This is a genomic window from Streptomyces chisholmiae (assembly GCF_031845445.1).
Taxonomy (GTDB): Bacteria; Actinomycetota; Actinomycetes; order Streptomycetales; family Streptomycetaceae; genus Streptomyces; species Streptomyces chisholmiae.
The window spans coordinates 91,691-113,037 of record NZ_JAVREO010000003.1 but is presented as its reverse complement, the minus strand read 5'-3'; the positions used below and the strand labels follow the sequence as shown (position 1 = coordinate 113,037).

The window sequence follows — 21,347 nt, the reverse complement described above, 5'->3', positions numbered from 1 at the left end:
GCGTGGCTGACCCGCAACCTGGTGACCTTCCGGCCCTCGGCCTCCCAGTGGGCGGCGACGGTGGCGATACCGTCCTCGGCCCCGGAAACGACCACGGCCGACGGTCCGTTGACGGCGGCGATGCCGACGCCGTCGGTGAGGGTGTCCGTGATCTCGGCCTCGGTGGCGCGGATGGCGACCATCGCGCCGCCGGCCGGCAACGCCTGCATCAGGCCGGCCCGGGCAGCGACCACCTTGGCGGCATCCGCCAGGGACCACAGCCCGGCCACGTGGACGGCGGCCAGTTCGCCGATGGAGTGGCCGGCCAGCACATCGGGCCGGATACCCCAGGACTCCAGCAGGCGGAAGAGCGCCACCTCGATGGCGAAGAGGGCGGGTTGGGTGAAGCCGGTCTGGTTCAGCGCCTCCTGGTCGTCACCGAACAGGGCCTCCCGCACGGTCGGGTCGAACTCGGCCAGCACCTCGTCCAACGCCGATGTGAACACCGGGTAGCGGGCGGCGAGTTGACGGCCCATGCCGAGCCGTTGCGAGCCCTGCCCGGAGAAGAGGAAGCCGACGCCACCGGTGGCAACGGAGCCGCTGAAGACGCCCGTTGACGGCCGGCCCTCGGCCAGCGCGGCCAGCCCGTCCAGCAGCGCCGCCCGGTCCTGGCCGAGCACCACCGCCCGGTGGTCGAAGGCCGTGCGTGCGGTGGCCAGCGAGTGAGCGACATCGACCGGGCTGAACTCCGGCCTGATGCTGAGGTGTTCGCGCAGTCGGGCGGCCTGGGCGCGGAGCGCCTCGGGGCCGCGGGCGGAGACCAGCCACGGCACCAGCCCGTCGCTCGACCGCGGAGCGTACTCCGGCTCCGGGACCTGCTCGATGATGGTGTGCGCGTTGGTACCACTGACGCCGAACGAGGAGACGGCCGCCCGGCGTCGCTGCCCCGTCGCCGGCCACGGCCGGGCCTCGGTCAGCAACTCGACTGCCCCCGCCGACCAGTCCACGTTGGCCGAGGGCGCACCGACGTGCAGGGTCGGGGGCAGCTGACCATGGCGCATCGCCATCACCATCTTGATCACCCCGGCGACGCCGGCCGCCGCCTGGGTGTGCCCGATGTTCGACTTGATGGAGCCCAGCCACAGCGGCTCGTCCCCCGACCGGTCCTGACCGTAGGTGGCCAACAGCGCCTGCGCCTCGATCGGGTCACCCAGGGTGGTGCCGGTGCCGTGCGCCTCCACCGCGTCCACATCCGCAGCCCGCAACCCGGCCGAGGCCAACGCCTGCCGAATCACCCGCTGTTGGGACGGGCCGTTCGGGGCCGTCAGGCCGTTGGACGCGCCGTCCTGGTTGATCGCCGAGCCCCGGATCACCGCGAGCACCGGGTGCCCGTTCCGGCGCGCGTCCGAAAGCCGCTCGACCAGCAGCATCCCGACGCCCTCGCCCCAGCCGGTGCCGTCCGCGTCGTCGGAGAACGACTTGCAGCGGCCGTCGGCGGCCAGGCCGCGCTGGCGACTGAAGTCGACAAAGGTACCCGGCGTGGCCATCACCGCGACGCCGCCGGCCAGCGCCATCGAGCACTCCCCCGACCGCAGGGCCTGCGCCGCCCAGTGCAGCGCGACCAGCGAGGACGAGCAGGCCGTGTCCACGGTCACCGCGGGGCCTTCGAGGCCCAGCGCGTAGGCGACCCGGCCGGAGGCGATGCTGCCGGCGCCGCCCGTTCCGAGGTAGCCCTCGACGCCCTCCGGCACCTCCCCGAGCCGGGCCGCGTAGTCGTGGTACATCATCCCGGCGAACACCCCGACCGCGTTGCCCCGCATCGACTCGGGGTCGATGCCGGCCCGTTCGAACGCCTCCCAGGAGGTCTCCAGCAGCAGCCGCTGCTGCGGGTCCATCGCGAGCGCCTCACGCGGCGAGATCCCGAAGAACGCCGGGTCGAACTGGTCCGCGTCGTGCAGGAAGCCGCCCTCGCGGGTGTAAGAGGTGCCGGTGTGGTCGGGGTCGGGGTGGTAGAGCGCGTCAAGGTCCCAGCCCCGGTTGGTGGGGAACTCGCTGATCGCGTCCACACCGTCGAGCACCAACCGCCACAACTCCTCGGGGGAGTTGACGCCGCCCGGGTAGCGGCAGGCCATGCCGACGATCGCGATCGGCTCGTCCGTCACGGTGGTCGCGAGAGCGGTGCGGCCGTGGTCGGCCGCGTCGAGCACCTCGCCCAGCAGCTCGGTGCCCAGGAAGGCCGCGAGGGCGGCGGGCGTCGGGTAGTCGAAGACCAGGGTCGCGGGCAGCCGCAGTTCGGTGGCCGCGTTGAGGTGGTTGCGCAGCTCGACCGAGCTGAGCGAGTCGAAGCCCAGCTCACGGAAGGCACGTTCGGGCGCCACGGCGTGCACGGAGCTGTGGCCGAGGACCGTCGCGGCATGGGTGCGGACCAGCTCCAACAGCGCCTTCTCCCGCTCCGCCTCGCTCAGCGCGGCGAGCGACTGGGCCAACGCCGAGCCGGCGGCTGCCGAACCGGCGGCGGCCGTCCGGCGGGCCGGGGCGCGCACCAGGCCGCGCAGCAACGGCGGAACGGCCTGCGTACGCGCCTGGCGGCGCAGGGTCGGCAGGTCCAGCGGCAGCGGAACGAGGGCGGGCCGCTCCGTCGAGCCGGCCGCGTCGAGGAGGGCCAGGCCCTCGGCGGGACCGATGGGGACCAGGCCACTCCCGGTGATCCGCCGGGTGTCACCCGCGTCCAGGCTGCCCGCCATGCCACCGTCGGTGTCCCACAGACCCCAGGCCAGCGAGGTGGCGGGCAGACCTTCGGCGGCGCGCTGTTCAGCGAGGGCGTCGAGGAACGCGTTGGCCGCCGCGTAGTTCCCCTGACCCGGGCCGCCGAGCACACCGGCCACCGAGGAGAACACCACGAAGGCCGCGAGGTCCAGGTCCTTGGTCTGCTGGTGCAGGTGCCAGGCGGCGTCCACCTTGGGGCGGAAGACCGCGTCGATGCGCTCGGGGGTGAGCGAACCGATCGTGCCGTCGTCCAACACGCCGGCGGTGTGCACCACCGCGGATATCTCCCTGCCGGCCAGCAGCTCGGCCACGGCGGCACGGTCGGCGACATCACAGGCCGCGAAGGCCACCTCAGCACCCAGCACTTCGAGATCAGCACCCAGTTCGGCAGCACCCTCCGCATCGGCACCGCGCCGACTCACCAACAGCAGCCTCCGCACGCCCCGTTCAGCCACCAGATGCCGAGCCACCAGACCGCCCAGCGTGCCCGTCGCACCCGTCACCAACACCGTGCCGTCACCGAAACCGGGGTCCTCCACCGCCCGTTGGGGGACTCGGGCCAGCCTCGGTATGCGTATCTCGCCCTCGCGCACGGCCAGTTGTGGCTCACCAGTCGCCAGCACCACCGGCAACACCGCGTCCAAAACGCCCTGCTCGTCCAGATCCAGCAACACGATCCGGTCCGGATTCTCCGACTGCGCCGACCGCACCAACCCCCACACCGCCGCCTGCGCCACATCCGACACCGGCGCGACCGCACCCCGCGTGACCACCACCAACCGGCCGTCGTCGGCCGCACTCTCGTCCGCCAACCAGGACTGCACCGCCTCCAACGCCCAGTACGCCGCCGCGCGCGCCTCACCCACCGGATCAACACCGGAGCCGACCGGGCAGGATGCCACCCGCACATCGACCAGCCTGGAATCCACGTCCTCCGGCATCGGCAGCGCGAGCCAGTCGATGCCCAACAGCCCTTCTACGCCCGCCTGTTCGATAGTCGCCGGCCGCAACACCACCGAGTCCACGGAGGCGACCGGCGCGCCGGTGCCGTCCGCCACCACCAGCGACACCCCACCGGTGGCCAGCGAGGCCAGCCGGACCCGCAGCACCGTCGCCCCGGCCGCGTGCAGCCGCACACCCGACCAGGCGAACGGCAACCCACCGGCCTCGCCCGTCAGCCCGACGGCGTGCAACGCGGCGTCCAACAGCGCCGGATGCAGCCCGAAGCCCGCTGCCTTCACCCCGTCTGGGAGGGCAACCTCGGCGAACACCTCACCACCCGAGCGCCAGGCGGCCCGCAGACCCCGGAACACCGGACCGTAGCCGAAGCCGCCGGCGGCCATCCGCTCGTAGAACCCGTCCAGGTCGAGCGCCTCGGCCCCGGCCGGCGGCCACTCCGCCAACGTGCCCGCCGTCGACCGGCCACCAGCCCGCAACACACCCGTCGCATGCCGCGTCCACGCCCGGCCATCATCGTCAGACTCGGCATCGCTGGAGTGGAAGGTCAGCTCGCGCCGCCCCGAGCCGTCCTCGGCACCAACCCACACCTGCACCCGCACCGCGCCACTCGCCGGCAGGACCAGCGGCGTCTCCAACGTCAACTCCTCCACCAGATCACACCCGACCTGGTCACCCGCCCGCACCGCCAACTCAACAAACGCCGTACCCGGCAGCAGAACCTGACCCTGGACCGCGTGATCAGCCAGCCACGGGTGCGTCCGCACCGACAACCGCCCCGTCAACAGCGTCCCGTCCGTGCCCCCCACTGCCACCGCCGCACCCAGCAGCGGGTGCTCGGCCGCGCCCAACCCGGCCGCCGCGACATCGCCGATCAGCGGCAGCGCGTCGGGCCAGAACCGCTGGTGGCGGAAGGCGTAGGTCGGCAGGTCGACCCGGCGGGCGCCGGTACCGGCGAAGAACGCCGACCAGTCCACGGGAACGCCGCGCACCTGCGCCTCGGCGAGGGCGCTGAGCAGCGCCGCCGGCTCCGGCCGGTCCGCGCGCAGGGCCGGCATGAAGGCGGCGTCGGGCGCGGTCTCCTGACCGAGGGCGGTCAGCGTGCCACCCGGGCCGACCTCGACGAAGGTCCCGACCCCCTCCCCCAGCAACGAGCCCACCGCGTCGGCGAACCGGACCGTCTCGCGGACGTGCCGCACCCAGTAGTCGGGGGCGGCCAGTTCATCGGCGGAGACCGGCTGGCCGGTGAGCGTGGAGACCAGGGGCAACGCCGGCGTGCGGTAGGTCACCGACTCCAGCACCCGCCGGAACTCCGCCAGCATCGGCTCCATCAACGGCGAGTGGAAGGCGTGGCTGACCCGCAGCCGGGTGACCTTCCGCCCCTCCGCCTCCCAGTGCGCGGCGACAGTGGCGATATCGTCCCCGGCACCGGAAACAACCACGGACGACGGCCCGTTGACCGCGGCGATACCCACATGGCCCGTCAGGGTCGGCGCGACCTCGGCCTCGCTGGCCCGGATCGCCACCATCGCCCCACCGGCCGGCAACGCCTGCATCAGGCCGGCGCGAGCGGCAACCACCTTCGCGGCGTCGGCCAGGGACCACAGCCCCGCCACATGGGCGGCGGCCAACTCACCGATGGAATGGCCAGCGAGGACGTCCGGCCGGACACCCCAGGAATCCAGCAACCGGAAGAGCGCCACCTCGACGGCGAAGAGCGCCGGCTGGGTGAACCCGGTCTGATGCAACGCCTCCTCGTCATCGCCGTGCAGGGTTGCGCGGACCGTCGGATCGAACTCGGCCAGCGCCTCGTCCAACGCCGACGCGAACACCGGGTAGACAGCGGCCAGCTCACGCCCCATACCCAACCGCTGCGAGCCCTGACCGGAGAAAAGGAAAGCCACCCGGCCCGGCGCGTCCGCGATGCCGCTGGTCACCGCGCCGCTCGGCCGGCCCTCGGCCAACGCGGTCAGCGCCTCCCGGAAGGTCGCCAGATCGTCGGCCACCAGCACCGCCCGGTGCTCCAACACCGACCGGGACGTCGCCAACGAGAACCCGATGTCAGCCGGCGCGTGCTCGTCCACCACCGCGAGCAGCCGCACCGCCTGCTCCCGCAGGGCCGCCGCGTCCCGGGCGGAGAGCAGCCAGGGCAACACCGCCGGAGCCACGTCGACCACCGGAGCCGGCGCCGACTCCACCTCCGCCACGGCGGGGGCCTGCTCGATGATGGTGTGCGCGTTGGTGCCACTGAACCCGAAGGACGAAATCCCGGCCCGCCAGGGGTGCCCGTGCTGCGGCCAGGGGCGGGCCTCGGTGAGCAGTTCGACGCTGCCGGCCGACCAGTCCACGTGGCTGGACGGCTGGTCCACGTGCAGGGTGCCGGGCAGCACACCGTGCCGCATCGCCATCACCATCTTGATCACGCCCGCGACGCCAGCCGCCGCCTGGGTGTGCCCGATGTTGGACTTCACCGAGCCGAGCCACAGCGGCTCACCGCCGGCCCGGTCCTGGCCGTAGGTGGCCAGCAGCGCCTGCGCCTCAATCGGGTCGCCGAGCCGGGTGCCGGTGCCGTGCGCCTCCACCACGTCCACGTCCCCGGCCTGGAGTCCGGCCGACGCCAAAGCCTGCCGGATCACCCGCTGTTGAGAGGGGCCGTTGGGGGCGGTCAGCCCGTTGGACGCGCCGTCCTGGTTGACCGCCGAACCCCGGACGACAGCCAGCACCTGGTGCCCGTTGCGCCGCGCGTCCGAGAGCCGTTCGACGAAGAGCATGCCGACGCCCTCGCCCCAGCCGGTGCCGTCCGCGGCGTCCGCGAACGCCTTGCACCGGCCGTCCAGGGACAGCCCGCGTTGCCGGCTGAACTCGATGAACGCGCCCGGCGTGGACATCACCGTCACGCCGCCGGCCAGGGCCAGCTCGCACTCGCCGGAGCGGAGCGCCTGGACGGCCTGGTGCAGGGCGACCAGCGAGGAAGAGCAGGCGGTGTCCACGGTGACCGCCGGGCCCTCGAAGCCGAAGGTGTAGGCGAGCCGGCCGGAGATGACGCTGGCGGCGTTGCCGGTGGCCAGGTAGCCGCCCACCTCCTCGGCCGCGCCGCCGAGCAGCGTCCCGTAGTCCTGCACGTTCGAGCCGACGAAGACGCCCACCCGCTCTCCGCGCAACGCCTCCGGATCGATGCCGGCGCGCTCCAGTACCTCCCAGGAGGTCTCCAGCAGCAGCCGCTGCTGCGGGTCCATGGCCAGCGCCTCGCGCGGCGAGATCCCGAAGAAGTCGGCGTCGAAGCCGCCCACGTCCGACAGGAACGCGCCCAGCCGCAGGTAGGTCGTGCCGGCCGCGTCCGGGTCGGGGTCGTAGAGCGCCGCCAGGTCCCAGCCCCGGTCGGTGGGGAACTCGGCGACCGCGTCACCGCCCTCCATCACCAGACGCCAGAGGTCCTCGGGCGAGGCGACGCCGCCGGGGAAGCGGCAGGCCATGCCGACGATGGCGATCGGCTCGTCCGTCGCCCCGGTGACCGCGAGGGGCGTGGTCGGGGTGGTGCCGGTGCCTACCAGTTGGGTGCGCAGATGGCCGGCGAGGGCGGTGGCGGTCGGGTAGTCGAAGACCAGGGTGGCGGGCAGCGCCACGCCCGTCGCCTCGCTCAGCCGGCCGCGCAGCTCCACCGCGGTGAGCGAGTCGAAGCCCAGCTCGCGGAAGGCGCGGGTCTCCGGTATGCCGGCGCCGGAGGCGAGGCCGAGGACGGCGGCGGCCTCGTCGCGGATCAGCTCGGTGAGCTGCCGCCGCTGCTCGGCCTCGTCGAGCCCGGCCAGCCGGGCAGCCAGTGCGGAGGGGGCGGCGTCCGTCGTGTCGCTCTCGAACGCGGCCTGGAAGGTGGGGAGTTCGCTGAGCAGTGGGCTGGGACGCTGGGCCGTGAAGGTGGCGGCGAACCGGTCCCACTCGACGTCGGCGACCACCAGGTTGCCGTCGCCGCGCTCCAGGGCGGTGGCCAGCCCGGCGATGGCCACGGCCGGCGGCATCGTGGGCAGGCCGAGGCGGCGCAGCTGCCCGGCCACGTCCTGGCCGGCGTTGGCGACCATGCCGCCGTCGGCCCAGGGGCCCCAGGCGATGGCGGTGGCCGGCAGGCCATTGGCCCTGCGGTGCTCGGCGAGGGCGTCCAGGTAGGCGTTGGCGGCCGCGTAGGCGCTCTGCCGGCCGCTGCCCCAGACGCCGGCGATGGAGGAGAAGAGGACGAAGACGTCCAGCGGGCGGTCGGCCAGCAGCTCGTGCAGATGACGGGCGCCCTCGACCTTGGCGGCCAGCACCTCGGCGAACTCGCCCGGGTTCTCCGGGTCCACCTCGGCCAGGGGGCCGGAACGCTCGATGCCGGCGGCGTGCACGACGGCGGTCAACGACGGGATACCGTCGAGGAGTTCGGCGACCGCGGCGCGGTCGGTGAGGTCGCAGGCGGCGAACGTCACCTCGACACCCAACGCGGTCAGTTCGGCGTACAGCTCCTCGGCACCGGCGGTGGCCCCGCCCCGACGGCCGACCAGCACCAGGTGCTCGGCGCCATGCGCGGCCAACCAACGGGCGGTCCGCGTACCCAACGCGCCCAGGCCGCCGGTCACCAGCACCGTGCCGCGCGGCGTCCAACCCCCGCCAGGTGCGGTGGTGTTGACCGGCGCGGGAACCAACCGGCGGGCCAGCAGCCCACCGGCGCGCACCGCCACCTGATCCTCACCGCTGCCCCCGGCCAAAACCGCCGCCAGCAACTCCCCGGCACGCTCATCCCACTCCGCCGGCAGGTCCACCAAACCACCCCAACGACCCGGCAGTTCCAGCGCCGCCACCCGACCCAGACCCCACACCACCGCCTGCTCAAAACCGCCGACCGAATCACCCGCCACGGCCCACACCGCCCCCGACGTCACCGACCACAGCGGCACCGACACACCCGCCGCGCCCAGCACCCGCAACGCCGCGACGGTGTCGAGCAACCCCGTCTCGGCCAGGCCCAACAGGGAGACCACGCCGGTCAGTTCGGGCAGGTCGTCCGTCAGGTCGTCCACCGTGCCGAGCTGAACCTGCGCGCCGTGGGCGGCCAGCACGTCCCGCACCCAACCGGCGCGCTCCTCACCCGCCGGCGCGACCACCAACCAGACACCGTCCAGCGTCGCGGGCCCGGCGGCCACCGGCCGCCACTCCACCCGGTACCGCCAGCCGTCCGCGGTGGTCTGGTCCTGCTGTTCCTGCCGCCAGGTGGCGAGCCGGGGCAGCGCGGCGCTCAGCGGCTCGTCGGCCGACAGGTGCAGGGTGTGGCCCAGTTCGGTCAGGTCGCCGTCCTCGACGGCGGCCCAGAAGCGGGCCTCCACCGGCGACATCGGCTCGCCGCCGCCCGTCGCGGGGGCCGCGGCGGCCAGCCAGTACCGCTCGCGCTGGAACGGGTAGGTCGGCAGGTCGACACGTTGGGCGCCACTGCCGGCGAAGAACGCCGACCAGTCCACCGGCACGCCCCGGGCATGGAGCGCGCCGACCGTGCTGACCAGCGCGTTCTCCTCCGGCCTGGCCGCGCGCAGCGCGGGCAGGAACACCGCGTCGGGCGCGTTGCCCAGGCCGAGGGCGGCGAGGGTGCCGCCGGGGCCGATCTCGACGAAGGTGCGGACGCCCTCGCCGGTCAGCGAGGTGACGGCGTCGGCGAAGCGGACCGTCTCGCGGACGTGCCGCACCCAGTAGTCGGGGGTGGCCAGTTCCTCGGCGGAGACCGGCCGGCCGGTGAGGGTGGAGACGAGGGGAAGGGATGTCGGTTGGTAGCTGACGTCTTCGAGTGCGCGGCGGAAGTCGGCCAGCATGGGGTCCATCAGCGGGGAGTGGAACGCGTGGCTGACCCGCAGCCGGGTGACCTTCCGCCCTTCCGCCCGCCAGTACTCGGCGACCTCCGTGACCTCCGCCTCGGCGCCCGAAACGACCACCGAGGACGGCCCGTTGACCGCCGCGATGCCGACGGTTGCCGGCAGCCCGGGCAACACCTCCGCCTCGCTGGCCTGGAGCGCGACCATGGCGCCGCCGGCCGGCAACGCCTGCATCAGGCCGGCGCGGGCGGCCACCACCCTGGCGGCGTCGGCCAGGGACCAGAGCCCGGCGACATGGGCGGCGGCCAGTTCGCCGATGGAGTGGCCGGCCAGTACGTCGGGCCGCACGCCCCAGGACTCCAGGAGCCGGAAGAGCGCCACCTCGACGGCGAAGAGCGCCGGCTGGGTGACCCCGGTCTGATTCAGCACATCCTGGTCGTCACCCTCGATGGCCGCACGGACCGCCGGGTCGAACTCCCCCAGCACCTCATCCAGGGCCGACGCGAACACGGGGTAAGCGGCGGCCAGTTCGCGCCCCATACCGAGCCGCTGCGCGCCCTGCCCCGCGAAGAGGAAGCCCAGTCGGCCAGGCTGGTCGGCGACTTCACCGCGCACCATGGCGCCGGTGGAGCGGCCCTCGGCCAGCGCGGCCAGGGCCTCCCGGAAGGTCGCCAGGTCGTTGGCCACCAGCACCGCCCGGTGCTCCAGCGCCGACCGGGACGTCGCCAACGAGAAGCCGACGTCGAGCGGGTCCAGCTCCGCCACGCCGGCGTCCAGCCGCTCGGCCAGCTGCCGCAGCGCCTCCGCGTTCCGGGCCGACAGCACCCAGGGCAGCACCCTGCCCTCGGGCCAGCGGGGTGCGGGCTCCGTCCCCCGCACGGCCTCGGGGGCCTGCTCGATGATGGTGTGCGCGTTGGTGCCGCTGAACCCGAAGGACGAGACGCCGGCCCGCCGAGGCCGGTCAACGGCCGGCCAGGCGCGGTCGTCGGTCAGCAGCTCGACCGCGCCGGCGGACCAGTTGACATGCGAGGACGGCTCATCGACATGCAGGGTGCGGGGCAGCACGCCGTGCTTCATGGCCAGCACCATCTTGATCACGCCCGCGACGCCGGCGGCCGCCTGGGTGTGCCCGATGTTGGACTTCACCGAGCCGAGCCACAGCGGCTCGTCGCCGGTCCGACCCTGGCCGTAGGTGGCCAGCAGCGCCTGCGCCTCGATCGGGTCGCCCAACGTGGTGCCGGTGCCGTGCGCCTCCACCACGTCCACGTCCCCGGCCTGGAGTCCGGCCGACGCCAACGCCTGCCGGATCACCCGCTGTTGAGAGGGACCGTTGGGAGCCGTGAGGCCGTTGGAGGCGCCGTCCTGGTTTACCGCCGAACCCCGCACCACGGCCAGCACCTGGTGCCCGTTGCGCCGCGCGTCCGAGAGCCGCTCGACGAAGAGCATGCCGACGCCCTCGCCCCAACCGGTGCCGTCCGCGCTCTCCGCGAACGCCTTGCACCGGCCGTCGACGGCCAGGCCACGCTGCCGGCTGAACTCGACGAAGGCGCCCGGCGTGGACATCACCGTCACCCCACCGGCCAGCGCCAGCTCGCACTCGCCGGAGCGGAGCGCCTGAACGGCGAGGTGGAGGGCGACCAGCGACGAGGAGCAGGCCGTGTCCACGGTGACCGCCGGGCCCTCGAAGCCGAAGGTGTAGGAGAGCCGGCCGGACATGACACTCGCCGAGCTGCCGGTGGCCAGGTAGCCACCGGTGTCCTCGGCCGCGGCGCCCAACACCCTGCCGTAGTCCTGCATGTTGGAGCCGACGAAGACGCCCACCCGTTCGCCGCGCAGCGTGCCGGGGTCGATGCCGGCCCGTTCCAGCAGCTCCCAGGAGGTCTCCAGCAGCAGCCGCTGCTGCGGGTCCATGGCCAGCGCCTCACGCGGCGAAATGCCGAAGAAGGCGGGGTCGAACTCGGCCGCCCGGTCGAGGAAGGCGCCCCGGCGGCTGTAGCTGGTGCCGGGGTGGCCGGGCTCCGGGTGGTAGAGCGCCGCCAGGTCCCAACCCCGGTCGGTGGGGAAGTCCGAGATGGCGTCCCCGCCGGAGCGCAGCGCCCGCCACAGGTCCTCGGGGGACCCAATGCCGCCGGGAAAGCGGCAGGCCATGGCCACGATGGCGATCGGCTCGTCCGCCACGCCCGAGACGGCGGTCGGCGTGTCGAGGTCGGCCACCGTGAGGTCAGTGCCGGCGAGTTCGGCGCGCAGGAAGCTCGCGAGGGCGGCGGCCGTCGGATAGTCGAAGACCAGGGTGGCCGGCAGCGTCACGCCGGTGACCTCGCTCAGCCGGCCGCGCAGCTCCATCGCGGTGAACGAGTCGAAACCCAACTCACGGAACGCGCGGTTGGCGGAGAACGCGTCGCCGGAGACGTGCCCCAGGACCGTCGCCGCCTCGTACCGCACCAACTCGGTCAGCTGCCGCTCCTGCTCGGCCGCGTCCAACCCGGCCAGCCGCTCCGCCAACGCGGAGACACCGGCGTCCGTCGCATCGCTCTCGAACGCGGCCCGCACCTCGGGGAGTTCACCAAGCAGCGGGCTGGGCCGCTGGGCCATGAAGGTGCCAGCGAACCGGTCCCAGTCCACGTCCGCCACGACGACGTTGCCGTCGCCGTGCTCCAGTGCGGTGGCCAGGGCGGCGATGGCGGCCTCGGGGGCCAGGGGTGCGAGGCCGAGGCGGCGCAGTCGGCCGGCCGCGTCGCCGCCGGCGTTGGCCACCATGCCGCCGCCGTCCCACGGGCCCCAGGCGATGGCGGTCGCCGGCAGGCCAACGGCCCCGCGATGCTCGGCGAGGGCGTCCAGGTAGGCGTTGGCCGCCGCATAGGCGGCCTGTCCCCCGCTGCCCCAGACGCCGGCGATGGAGGAGAAGAGCACGAAGGCGTCCAGCGGGCGATCAGCCAGCAGCTCGTGCAGATGCCGCGCCCCATCGACCTTGGCCGCCAACACCTCGGCGAGTTCAGTCGCGTCGAGGTCGGCGACGGCGGCCGAGCGTTCGATGCCGGCGGCGTGCACGACGGCGGTCAACGACGGGATACCGTCGAGGAGCTCGGCGACGGCGGCGCGGTCGGTGAGGTCGCAGGCGGCGAACGTCACCTCGACACCCAACGCGGCGAGTTCGGCGGCCAGTTCCTCCGCGCCGGCGGTGGCCCCGCCCCGACGGCCGGCCAGCACCAGGTGCTCGGCGCCATGCGCGGCCAACCAACGGGCGGTCCGCGCCCCCAACGCGCCCAGTCCGCCGGTCACCAGCACCGTGCCGCGCGGCGTCCAACCCCCGCCAGATGCGGTGATGTTGACCGGCGCGGGAACCAACCGGCGGGCCAGCAGCCCACCGGCGCGCACCGCCACCTGATCCTCGCCACTGCCCCCGGCCAGGACCGAAGCCAACAGCTCCCCGGCCCGGTCGTCCCACTCCGCCGGCAGGTCCACCAAGCCACCCCAGCGGCCCGGCAGTTCCAGCGCCGCCACCCGACCCAGACCCCACACCACCGCCTGCTCAAAACCGGCCACCGGATCACCCGGCACGGCCGCCACCGCCCCCGACGTCACCGACCACAGCGGCACCGACACACCCGCCGCGCCCAGCACCCGCAATGCGGCAATGGTGTCCGCCAAATCCAACAGCGAGACCACGCCCGCAAGTTCCGGCAGCTCAGCCGACAGGTCGTTCACCGTGGCGAGCTGGACCTCGGCGCCGTGCGCGGTCAGCGCGTCGCGCACCCAGGTTGCGCGCTCCTCACCGGCCGGCGCGACCACCAGCCAGACACCCGACAGCATTGCGAGCTCGGCCGTCACCGGCCGCCACTCCACGCGATACCGCCAGCCCTCCGCCGCCGACCGATCCCGCTGTTCCCTCCGCCAGCTCGCGAGCCGGGGCAGCACCGCGCTCAACGGCTCGTCCGAGGACACGTCGAGGGCGCGGGCCAGCTCAGTGAGGTCGTTGCCCTCCACGGCGTCCCAGAAGCGCGACTCAACCGGCGACATCCGCTCGTCGCCAGCCACGCCGGCGGCGGGCGCGTCCAGCCAGTACCGCTCCCGTTGGAACGCGTACGTCGGCAACTCGACCCGCCGGGCACCACCACCGCCGAAGAACGCCGACCAGTCCAACGCCACACCCCGCACATGGAGTTGGCCCACCGCCGTCAACGCGGCCACCGGCTCCGCCCGATCCGACCGCAACACCGGCACAAACACCGCCTCCGGCGCCGACTCCACCCCCAACGCCGCCAACGTCCCACCAGGACCCACCTCAACAAAGGTCCCCACACCCTCACCGACCAGCGAGGACACCGCGTCCGCGAACCGCACCGCCTCCCGCACATGCCGCACCCAGTACTCCGCCGACCCCAACTCCTCAGCCGACGCCAACCGCCCCGTCAGCGTGGAGACGATCGGCAGGGTCGGCGCCCCGTACGACACCGACTCCAACACCCGCCGGAACCCATCCAACATCGGCTCCATAAGCGGCGAATGGAACGCATGACTGACCCGCAACCGGGTCACCTTCCGCCCCTCCGCCCGCCAGTGCTCTGCCACCACCTCGACATCCTGGGCCGCACCCGAAACGACCACCGACGACGGCCCGTTGACCGCCGCGACACCCACCTCCCCGGTCAGCGTCGGGGCCACCTCCGCCTCACTCGCCCGGATCGCCACCATCGCCCCACCCGACGGCAACGCCTGCATCAGGCCGGCTCGCGCCGCCACCACCCGCGCCGCATCCGCCAACGACCACACCCCCGCCACATGCGCAGCCGCCAACTCACCAATCGAGTGCCCGGCCAACACATCCGCCCGCACCCCCCACGACTCCAACAACCGGAACAACGCCACCTCGACCGCGAAAAGCGCGGGCTGTGTGCACCCGGTCTGGTGCAACGCCGCTTCGTCCTCGCCGAACAACGCGTCCCGGACCGACGGCTCGAACTCCCCCAACACCTCATCCAACGCCACCCCGAACACCGGGAACCGAGCCGCCAACTCCCGCCCCATCCCCAACCGCTGCGAACCCTGACCCGAAAACAGGAAACCCAACCGACCCGGCTCGTCAGCGACCCCGGTAACCACGGCGCCACTGCTCCGGCCCTCGGCCAAGGCGGCCAACGCGACCTGGAACTCCGCCCGTTCGCCGGCCACCAGCACCGCCCGGTGGTCCAACGTCGCACGCGAGGTCACCAGCGCGTGGCCGACGTCAACCGGCTCGACCGCATCGAGGTCGGCAACGGCGGCGGCCAACCGGGCCGCCTGCGCCCGCAGCCCCGGCGCGCTGCGGGCCGACAGCACCCAGGGCAGGACGGTCCCGAGCGGCAACTCGACCGGCCGGTCAGCGGTTTGGGACGCCTCGGGGGCCTGCTCGATGATGGTGTGCGCGTTGGTGCCACTGAACCCGAACGAGGAGATCCCGGCCCGCCGGGGGCGGTCCACGGCCGGCCAGGCGCGCCGGTCGGTGAGGAGTTCCACCGCGCCGGCCGACCAGTCCACATGGCTGGACGGCTGGTCCACGTGCAGGGTGCCGGGCAGCACCCCGTGCCGCATCGCCATCACCATCTTGATCACGCCCGCGACGCCGGCCGCCGCCTGGGTGTGCCCGATGTTGGACTTCACCGAGCCCAACCACAGCGGCTCGTCGCCGGTCCGACCCTGGCCGTAGGTGGCCAGCAGCGCCTGCGCCTCAATCGGGTCACCAAGCCGGGTGCCGGTGCCGTGCGCCTCGACTGCGTCCACGTCCCCGGCCTGGAGCCCGGCCGACGCCAACGCCTGCCGGATCACCCGCTGTTGGGACGGACCGTTGGGGGCGGTCAGCCCGTTGGACGCGCCGTCCTGGTTGACCGCCGAACCGCGCACCACGGCCAGCACCTGGTGACCGTTGCGCCGCGCGTCCGAGAGCCGCTCGACCAGCAGCATCCCGACGCCCTCGCCCCAGCCGGTGCCGTCGGCGGCGTCCGCGAACGCCTTGCACCGGCCGTCGACGGCCAGGCCACGCTGTCGGCTGAACTCGATGAAGGCGGCCGGCGTGGACATCACCGTCACCCCGCCGGCCAGCGCCAGCTCGCACTCCCCGCGCTGGAGCGCCTGAACGGCGGAGTGCAGGGCGACCAGCGACGAGGAGCAGGCCGTGTCCACGGTGACGGCCGGGCCTTCGAGACCGAAGGTGTAGGACAGGCGGCCGGAGATGACGCTGGCCGCGTTGCCCGTGCCGGCGTAGCCCTCGACGCCGGGCTGGGTGGCGGCCAGCGTCGCGTAGTCCTGGCCGTTGGTACCGACGAAGACGCCGGCCCGGCTGCCCCGCACGGTGTCCGGGTCGATGCCGGCCCGTTCGAACGCCTCCCAGGAGGTCTCCAGCAGCAGCCGCTGCTGCGGGTCCATGGCGAGCGCCTCGCGCGGCGAGATCCCGAAGAACGCCGGGTCGAAATCGGCCGCCCGGTCGAGGAAGGCGCCCAGCCTGCTGTAGCTGGTGCCGGGGTGCGTCGGGTCCGGGTGGTAGAGCGAGGACAGGTCCCAGCCCCGGTCGGTGGGGAACTCGGCGACCGCGTCGCCACCCTCGACGACCAGTCGCCACAGGTCCTCGGGGGACTCGACGCCGCCGGGGAAGCGGCAGGCCATGCCGACGATGGCGATCGGCTCGTCCGTCGCCGCCGGGGCCGGCCCCTCGGGGGCGGCGGCCAGTACCCCGCCGAGCAGTTCGGCGCCCAAGTGCGCGGCGAGCGCGGCGGGGGTCGGGTAGTCGTAGACCAGGGTGGCGGGCAGCCGGAGTTCGGTCGCCGCGTTGAGCCGGTTGCGCAGTTCCACGGAGCTGAGCGAGTCGAAGCCCAGCTCCTTGAACGGGCGGTCGGGGGTGATGGCCCGCGTGGAGCTGTGGCCGAGGGCGGCGGCCACCCGGTCGCGCACCAGGTCCAGCAGCGCCTTCTCCCGCTCGGCGGCGGTCAGGCCGGCGAGCGACTGGGCCAGCGCGGACCCGGCGACGGCGACGGCGGAGCCGGCGGCGGCCGTCCGGCGGGCCGGGGCGCGGACCAGGCCGCGCAGCAGTGGCGGGACGGGCTGGGTACGCGCCTGGCGGCGCAAGGTCGACAGGTCGAGCGGCAGCGGGACGAGCGCGGCCCGGCCGGTCGTGGCGGCCGCGTCGAGCAGCGCCCGCCCCTGGTCGGCGCCGATGGGGACCAGACCGGCGTCGGTGATGCGCCGCACGTCGCCCGCGTCGAGGCTGCCGGCCATGCCGCCGCCGTCGGCGGCCCACAGGCCCCAGGCGAGGGAGGTGGCGGGCAGGCCGGCGGCGTGCCGGTGCTGGGCGAGGGCGTCGAGGAAGGCGTTGGCCGCCGCGTAGTTGCCCTGCCCGGGGCCGCCGAGGACGCCGGCGGCGGAGGAGAAGAGCACGAAGGCGGCCAGGTCCAGGTCGCGGGTGAGTTCGTGCAGGTGCCAGGCCGCGTCCACCTTCGGGCGGAAGACCGCGTCGATGCGGTCGGGGGTGAGCGAGCCGATGGTGCCGTCGTCCAACACGCCCGCGGTGTGCACCACCGCCGATATCTCCCGGCCGGCCAACAGCTCGGCCACCGCGTCCCGGTCGGCGACATCGCAGGCCGCGAAAACCACCTCAGCACCCAACGCTTCGAGATCAGCGCCCAGTTCAGCCGCACCCTCAGCATCGGCACCACGCCGGCTCACCAACAGCAGACTGCGCACACCCCGTTCGGCCACCAAATGCCGAGCCACCAGACCACCCAGGGTCCCCGTCGCACCCGTCACCAACACCGTGCCGTCACCGAAACCGGGGTCCTCCACCGCCCGTTGAACGACCCGGGCGAGCCTGGGTATGCGTATCTCGCCCTCGCGCACGGCCAGTTGTGGCTCACCAGTCGCCAGCACCACCGGCAACACCGCGTCCAAAACGCCCTGCTCGTCCAGATCCAGCAACACGATCCGGTCCGGATTCTCCGACTGCGCCGACCGCACCAACCCCCACACCGCCGCCTGCGCCACATCCGACACCGGCGCGACCGCACCCCGCGTGACCACCACCAACCGGCCGTCGTCGGCCGCACTCTCGTCCGCCAACCAGGACTGCACCGCCTCCAACGCCCAGTACGCCGCCGCGCGCGCCTCACCCACCGGATCAACACCGGAGCCGACCGGGCAGGATGCCACCCGCACACCGGCCAACTCCGAAACCGCACCCTCAGGAGCCGGCACGGACACCCAGTCGATACCGAACAGCCCCTCGACACCGGCCTGTTCGACCGTCGCCGGCCGCAGCACCACCGAGTCGACGGATGCCACGGGGGCACCCGCGCCGTCGGCCAGGGCCAGCGACACCCCGCCCGTGCCGGTGGCCGCCAGCCGGACCCGCAGCACCGACGCCCCGGCCGCGTGCAGCCGCACACCCGACCAGGCGAACGGCAACCCACCAGCCTCGCCCGTCAGCCCGACCGCGTGCAACGCGGCATCCAGCAGCGCCGGATGCAGCCCGAAGCCGTCGACCCCGACCCCTTCGGGGAGGGTGACCTCGGCGAACACCTCGTCGCCGCGCCGCCAGGCGGCCCGCAGGCCCTGGAAGACCGGGCCGTGATCGAAACCCGACGCGAGCAGCCCGGCGTAGAGGCCGTCGAGGTCGGCGACCTTGGCGCCGGCCGGCGGCCACTCGGCGAGCGACGCCCCGACCGCCGGCGGGCCGTCCCGCAGCACGCCGGTGGCGTGCCGGGTCCACGACCGGCCGTCGTCATCGGACTCGCCCTCGCTGGAGTAGACGGTCACCTCGCGCCGCCCCGTGGCATCCGCCGCACCGACCCACACCTGCACCCGCACCGCGCCACTCGCCGGCAGGACCAGCGGCGTCTCCACCGCCAACTCCTCCACCAGATCACAACCGACCTGATCACCCGCCCGCACCGCCAACTCAACAAACGCCGTGCCCGGCAGCAACACCACGCCCTGGACCGCGTAGTCGGCCAGCCACGGGTGCGTCCGCACCGACAACCGACCCGTCAACAGCACCCCGTCCGTGCCGCCCACCGCCACCGCCGCACCCAACAACGGGTGCTCGGCCGCGCCCAACCCGGCCGCCGCCACATCGCCGACCAGCGCGGGCGCGTCCAGCCAGTACCGCTCCCGTTGGAACGCGTACGTCGGCAACTCGACCCGCCGGGCACCACCACCGCCAAAGAACGCCGACCAGTCCAACGCCACACCCCGCACATGGAGTTGGCCCACCGCCGTCAACGCGGCCACCGGCTCCGCCCGATCCGACCGCAACACCGGAACGAACACCGCCTCCGGCGCCGACTCCGCCCCCAACGCCGCCAACGTCCCACCAGGACCCACCTCAACAAAGGTCCCCACACCCTCACCGGCCAGCGTGGCCACCGCGTCGGCGAACCGCACCGCCTCCCGCACATGCCGCACCCAGTACTCCGCCGACCCCAACTCCTCAGCCGACGCCAACCGCCCCGTCAACGTGGAGACGATCGGCAGGGTCGGCGCCCCGTACGACACCGACTCCAACACCCGCCGGAACCCATCCAACATCGGCTCCATAAGCGGCGAATGGAACGCGTGACTGACCCGGAGCCGGGTCACCTTCCGGCCCTCCGCCCGCCAGTGCTCGGCGACCGCCGCAACATCCAACTCGGCACCCGAAACCACCACCGACGAGGGCCCGTTGACCGCCGCGACACCCACCTCCCCGGTCAGCGTCGGGGCCACCTCCGCCTCACTCGCCCGGATCGCCACCATCGCCCCACCCGACGGCAACGCCTGCATCAGGCCGGCTCGCGCCGCCACCACCCGCGCCGCATCGGCCAACGACCACACCCCCGCCACATGCGCGGCCGCCAACTCACCAATCGAGTGCCCGGCCAACACATCCGCCCGCACCCCCCACGACTCCAACAACCGGAACAACGCCACCTCGACCGCGAAAAGCGCGGGCTGTGTGCACCCGGTCTGGTGCAACGCCGCTTCGTCGTCGCCGAACAGCGCGTCCCGGACCGCCGGGTCGAACTCCCCCAACACCTCATCCAACGCCGCCCCGAACACCGGGAACCGAGCAGCCAACTCCCGCCCCATCCCCAACCGCTGCGAACCCTGACCCGAGAACAGAAACCCCAACCGGCCCGGGGTGACCTGGCCCAGGGTGAGCCCCGGGTGGTCGTCGCGGCCCTCGGCCAGGGCCGCCAACCCGGCCTGGAACTCGGCCGGTTCGGTGGCGACCAGCACCGCGCGGTGTGGGAGGGCGGTGCGGGTGGTGGCCAGGGCGTGGCCGACGTCGGCGGGCCGCTGGTCGCTGAGGGCGGCGGCGAGGCGGGCGGCCTGGGCGCGGAGCGCTTCGGGGGTGTGGCCGGCGAGCGGCCAGGGCAGCGGCACGGCGTCGCCGGGGTGCGGGTCCGCCTTGTCGGCCGGGGGCGCCGGGTCGGCGGGGGGTGCCTGTTCGAGGATGAGGTGGGCGTTGGTGCCGCTGACGCCGAAGGAGGAGACGCCGGCGCGGCGGGGTTCGCCGGTCTCCGGCCAGGGGCGGTGTTCGGTGAGCAGTTCGACCGCGCCGGCCGACCAGTCGACGTGGCTGGACGGCTGGTCCACGTGCAGGGTGCGGGGCAGTTCGCCGTGCCGCATGGCGAGGACCATCTTGATGACGCCGCCGACGCCGGCGGCGGCCTGGGAGTGGCCGATGTTGGACTTGAGGGAGCCCAGCCAGAGGGGTTCGCCGGTGCGGCCCTGGCCGTAGGTGGCGAGCAGGGCCTGCGCCTCGATGGGGTCGCCGAGGGTGGTGCCGGTGCCGTGTGCCTCGACCGCGTCGACCTGGGCTGGGGTGAGGCGGGCGGACGCCAACGCCTGGTTGATGACGGCCTGTTGGGCCGGGCCGTTGGGGGCGGTGAGGCCGTTGGAGGCGCCGTCCTGGTTGATGGCGGAGCCGCGGATGACGGCGAGGATCGGGTGGCCGTTGCGGCGGGCGTCGGAGAGGCGTTCGACGAGCAGCATGCCGACGCCCTCGCCCCAGCCGGTGCCGTCGGCGCCTTCGGCGAAGGACTTGCAGCGGCCGTCGACGGAGAGGGCGCGCTGTCGGCTGTACTCGACGAAGGTGCGCGGGGTGGACATGAAGGTGGCGCCGCCGGCGAGGGCGAGGGTGCACTCCTCGCGGCGGAGCGCGACCATCGCGAGGTGCAGGGCGACGAGGGAGGAGGAGCAGGCGGTGTCGACGGTGACGGCGGGGCCGGTGAGGCCGAGGGTGTAGGCGACGCGGCCGGAGGCGATGCTGGCGGCGCTGCCGTTGGAGAGGTAGCCCTCGTAGCCTTCCGGGGCCTGGGGCAGTCGGGTGGCGTAGTCGTTGTAGACGAGGCCGGCGAAAACGCCGGTCCTGGTGTCCCGGGCGCTGGCGGGGTCGATGCCGGCGCGTTCGAACGCCTCCCAGGAGGTTTCCAGCAGGAGCCGCTGCTGCGGGTCGGTGGCGAGGGCCTCGCGGGGGCTGATGCCGAAGAACGCGGGGTCGAAGTCGGCGGCCCGGTCGAGGAATCCGCCGTGTCGGGTGAGGGAGGTGCCGGCGTGGTCGGGGTCGGGGTGGTGGAGTTCGTCGACGTTCCAGCCGCGGTCGGTGGGGAACTCGGTGACGACGTCGGTGCCGGCGCGCAGCACCCGCCACAGGTCTTCCGGGGACTCGACCCCGCCGGGGTAGCGGCAGCTCATCCCGATGATGGCGATGGGTTCGTGGTCCCGCTCCTCGACCTCGCGCAGCCGGCGGCGGGCGCTGCGCAGGTCGTTGGTGGCCCGCTTGAGGTAGTCGCGGAGCTTGGCCTCGTTCTCCAT

General features: G+C 73.7%; 1 protein-coding gene (cut by a window edge). It reads right to left on the bottom strand.

From position 1 onward, the window contains the following. Positions 1 to 21,347 carry the 5' portion of a type I polyketide synthase gene (locus RM844_RS05720; RefSeq protein ID WP_311666148.1) on the bottom strand. The gene continues 7,966 nt to the left of window position 1, outside the view, so 21,347 of the gene's 29,313 nt are visible here — the first part of the coding sequence; its start codon is at positions 21,345 to 21,347; its stop codon lies off the left edge, out of view.